The 4,120-nt window shown below is 70.2% G+C and carries 4 protein-coding genes; 3 read left to right on the forward strand and 1 reads right to left on the reverse strand.

Features of this window, described 5'->3' with window-relative positions:
• Nucleotides 1–201: 201 nt before the first annotated feature.
• Nucleotides 202–1,104 (reverse strand): SMP-30/gluconolactonase/LRE family protein, encoded by a 903-nt coding sequence (locus ACZ4TR_RS43200; RefSeq protein ID WP_465294119.1) that lies wholly within the window; start codon nucleotides 1,102–1,104, stop codon nucleotides 202–204.
• A 118-nt stretch (nucleotides 1,105–1,222) separates the two neighbouring features.
• Here ACZ4TR_RS43200 and ACZ4TR_RS43205 point away from each other — a divergent pair, with 118 nt between their 5' ends.
• The 3 genes from ACZ4TR_RS43205 to ACZ4TR_RS43215 all read left to right on the forward strand — a co-directional run bounded on the left by ACZ4TR_RS43205 (nucleotide 1,223) and on the right by ACZ4TR_RS43215 (nucleotide 3,936).
• Entirely contained in the window at nucleotides 1,223–1,546 is a 324-nt protein-coding gene (locus ACZ4TR_RS43205) for a PadR family transcriptional regulator (RefSeq protein ID WP_465294121.1), read from the forward strand.
• A complete protein-coding gene (locus ACZ4TR_RS43210; protein WP_465294123.1) occupies nucleotides 1,543–2,796 on the forward strand; it encodes a DUF1700 domain-containing protein in 1,254 nt (417 codons plus the stop codon). Before ACZ4TR_RS43205 ends, ACZ4TR_RS43210 begins: the two co-directional genes overlap by 4 nt.
• Before the next feature lie 234 nt (nucleotides 2,797–3,030).
• Complete coding sequence (locus ACZ4TR_RS43215) at nucleotides 3,031–3,936, forward strand: alpha/beta fold hydrolase (protein WP_465294140.1); 906 nt, start codon at nucleotides 3,031–3,033, stop codon at nucleotides 3,934–3,936.
• Nucleotides 3,937–4,120 lie beyond the last annotated feature (184 nt).

Genomic DNA, 4,120 nt, shown 5'->3' on the forward strand with positions numbered 1-4,120 from the left:
GGTGCGTGGGACGCACCGAACGCCACTTTGGGTGCGTGGCATGCACCGAACGCCACTTTGGGTGTGTCCCACGCACCCAATGCCACATTGGGGCGCTGGCACGGGTCCGTGAGCAGGGCATGGGCCGCGCGCGGCGGTGGTCGAGCGGGCGGAGCCGGCCGGGAAGAGCCGGCCGGGGAGAACCGGCCGGCGAGGTCCCGCTCAGCGCGGGTAGCGAGCTCCGTTGACCGTCACCCTCAGCGTGTACAGCGAACTCGAAGCCGTGATGAACAGCTCGTTCCCCCTCGCGCCCCCGAACGTGAAGTTCGAACAGATCTCCGGCATCCGCAGCTTGCCGATCCGGGTCCCGTCGGCCGCGAAGCAGTGCAGGCCGTCGTGCGCCGCCGCCCAGATCTGGCCTTCGCTGTCCACCCGGACTCCGTCGAACGCGCCGTTGTCGCACGTCGCGAAGACCGATCCGCCGGTCAGCGCGCCCTCCCGGCCCACCTCGAACACCCGGATGTGGCTGGGTTTCTGCCGGGTGTCCGCTATGTACAGCAGCGACTCGTCGGCCGAGAACGCCAGCCCGTTCGGCCGGGAGAAGTCGTCCGCGGCGATCCGTACTTCACCCGAAGGTGCCACGCGGTACACGTGACAAGCGCCGATCTCGCTCTCCGCCCGGAACCCCTCGTAGTCGCTGTCGATGCCGTAACTCGGGTCGGTGAACCAGATTGACCCGTCCGAGTGCTCGACGACGTCGTTCGGGCTGTTGAAGCGCTTTCCCTGGAACTCGGACGCCAGCACGGTGATCGTCCCGTCGTGCTCGGTGCGCGTCACCCGGCGGCGGCCCTGCTCGCAGCTGATCAGCCGTCCGAGGCGGTCGACAGTGTGCCCGTTCGAGTAGTGCGACGGCTGCCGGAACACGCCGACCTGGCCCGTCGTCTCGTCCCAGCGCAGCGTGCGGTCGTTCGGGATGTCACTGAACACCAGGTAACGCCCGGCCGGGAAGTACGCCGGCCCTTCGGTCCAGCGGCAGCCGGTGTGCAGGCGCTGCATCCACTCGTCGCCGTTGACGCGGGCGAAGCGCTCGTCCAGCACCTCGAAGTCCGTCTTCACCAAATCCATCTGTCACCCCTAATGAGATTCTGCGACCAGCATGGCCCGACGCGCCCGGATAGCCCTCCGCCGTGCGCACTACTGTGCAATGCGTGGTACCTTTCCAAGCGTAAGACTGGAGGGTGCAGTGGAGATCAGTCAGCTGCTCAAAGGGGTGCTCGATCTGGCCGTGCTCGCGGTGCTCCGCGAGGAAGACGGCTACGGGTACGACGTCCTGCGAAGACTCAGGAGCGCCGGCCTAAACGAGGTGGGGGACGCGTCGGTGTACGGGACGTTGCGCAGGCTCTACAAGGCCGGCCTGCTCACCTCGTACGTGGTGCCCAGCGAAGAGGGCCCGCATCGCAAGTACTACAGCCTGAACGAGCCGGGCCGGCTCCGCCTGGCGGAGTCGGGCAAGACCTGGCAGAGCTTCGCGTCGACGATGAACGTGCTTTTGGGAGAGGCAGCATGAGCGACAAGCCGACCGCCGTGCGGGTGTATCTGGCGCGGGTCCGCACCGCGCTCGCCGACCTGCCCGCGAGCGAGATCGAAGAGATCCTCGAAGACGTCCGCCCGCACCTGGCGGAGCTGGAGGCCGAGCTGGGGGAGGGCGCCCGCGTCGAGGCCCTGATCGAACGGCTCGGCACGCCCGAGAGCTACGCCGCCGAGCTGCGCGCGTCCGGCGGGTACCCGCCGCCTTCCGAAGGGGCGACGCAGGTGCTCGCCACGACCAAGACTCCGAGCCTCGCGAAGCCGCGGATCGCCTTCTGGGGCCTGGTCCTCTGCGCGGTGGCGCTCGCGCTGTTCGCGTTCGCCGCCGCCGTCCAGGTCGATCCCGACGGGCTGCTGGGCGCTCTCCTGTTCCTGCCGGTGTTCCTCGTCAGCCTCTTCCTGCTGCTGAAGGGCGGGATCGAGCCGGTGCTGGCGCTGCCCGAGGTCGGGTGGCTGCGGCAGACGCTGCACAAGGGGCGTCAGCAGGAAGACTCCGGGAAAGCGCTGAACTACCTCGCTTCGCTCAAGCCGGCGTGGTGGATCGTGTGCGCCATCGTGCTGATCGCCTTCGGGCTGCTGCTCATGCTGCGCTCGCGCAGCGCCGTGCTGCTGCTGCCGTTCCTGTTCGTCGCGGGCGGCGCGGCCGTCTGGGCGGGCCCGCGGCTGGGGCGCGACCGGCGGCTGCTGTGGGTGGCCGTGCCGATCTCGGCGTTCGTCATCGGCGGCATCCTGGGCGGGTTCGGTGCCGCGGTCGACCTGATCTCGAACCGGAACTCCTATTCGAGCTCGCCGTCGTACTACCAGTCTCCGTCCGACCGGTACGGCAACGACCAGCTGAGCTACGGCAACCGGGAGATCGAGAACGTCTACGCGTTCGACGCCGAGGGCAAGCCGCTGACGGAGGTCTACCTCTACGACGAAGAGGGCCGGCCGATCACGCTGACCCGCTACGGCTGCGAGCGCTCGAGCGGGAGCAAGGAGAAGATCGGCGAAGACAACCGGTTCCCGCGGCCGAAGATCGAGCAAGGCGTCACCGACGACCAGGGCAACTACAACGGCTACAACGGGTACCGCTCGTCCTGCCGCGAGGAAGCGGGAGTGCCGTTCAGCGCGGCGATCCCGAAGGTGACGGCCCCGCCGGCCACGACGGGAACACCGTCGTCCGCGCCCACGACGCCATCCGCGTCTGCGACGACCACGCCGCCGGCGACGCCGACGCCGACCAGGTAGAAGCCACCAGGAGCGGAGGTCGGGGCCGCTCCTGACGCGACGAAGGCCGCCTCCGGAAATCGATCCGGGGGCGGCCTTCGATCTTTCGCGAGCGCGTTCACCCGATCCCAACGTGCGCGAAACGTCCCGCGAACGCGGGCGTGCTGAGCTGGGTGTGTGCCACTCACCGAGATCGGGGCGGACACGTTCGCCCCGCGCACACGGGTCGTCCACGGGTACGAGCGCGCCTACCGGATGGCCGGGCGCGGGCCCGCGCTGCTGTTCCTGCACGGCATCGGCGACGACTCGGCGACGTGGCTGGAACTGCTGGCCTCGCTCTCGGCCGACCACACCGTGATCGCGCCCGACCTGCTCGGCCACGGCGCCTCGGCCAAGCCCCGCGCGGACTACTCCGTCGCGGCTTACGCGTGCGGCATGCGCGACCTGCTGACGACGCTCGACGTCGACCGGGTCACCGTGGTCGGGCACTCGCTCGGCGGCGGCGTCGCGATGCAGTTCGCCTACCAGTTCCCGGAACGCTGCGAACGGCTCGTCCTGGTCGGTTCGGGCGGCGTCGGGGCGAGCGTGCACCCGCTGTTGCGGCTGGCCGCCGCGCCGGGCGCGGGGCTGGTGCTGCCGCTGCTGGGCACGCGGCCGGCGCTGACGGCGCTGCGCGGCCTCGCCGAGCTGCTGCGGGTGTCCGAAGGGCTGGGGCTGGGCCCGGATCTCGACTACGTGCTGACGCGGTACGTCCGGCTGCTCGAGCCGAGCACGCGCTCGGCGTTCCTGCGCACGCTGCGTTCGGTGGTCGACTGGCGCGGGCAGGTGGTCAACATGCTGGACCGCTGCTACCTGACCGAGGGGATCCCGACGCTGCTGGTGTGGGGGACGGACGACCGGGTCGTGCCGAGCGGCCACGCGCGGCGCGCGCACCGGGCGATGCCGGGCAGCAGGCTGGTGCTGTTCGAGGGGACGGGGCACTTCCCGCACCGGTCCGACCCCAAGCGGTTCCTGGAAATCTTGCGGAAATTCTTGGCGGACACGCCGTCGGCACAGTGCGACCGCGGCCGCTGGGGCGACTTGCTGCGCGCGGGCCGGCGGGCGGATTCGCCGGACCCGGCCGAGATCCCCGACGCGCCGACGGTGTCCTCCGGGACCTGAGCAGCCCCCGTTTTCCACGCTACCGGCGGGCACCGACAGTTCCGGCGCCGTCCGCGCGGGTTGTCCACAGCGCCGGGCCAGCGCCCCAATGTGGCGGGGGGGGGGGGGGGGGGGGGAAAAAAAAAAAAAGGGGGGGTGGGGGGAAGAAAAAAGAACCGGTGGGGGTGGGGTGGAACAAAAGGCG

This window comes from Amycolatopsis sp. NPDC028719, assembly GCF_055565395.1.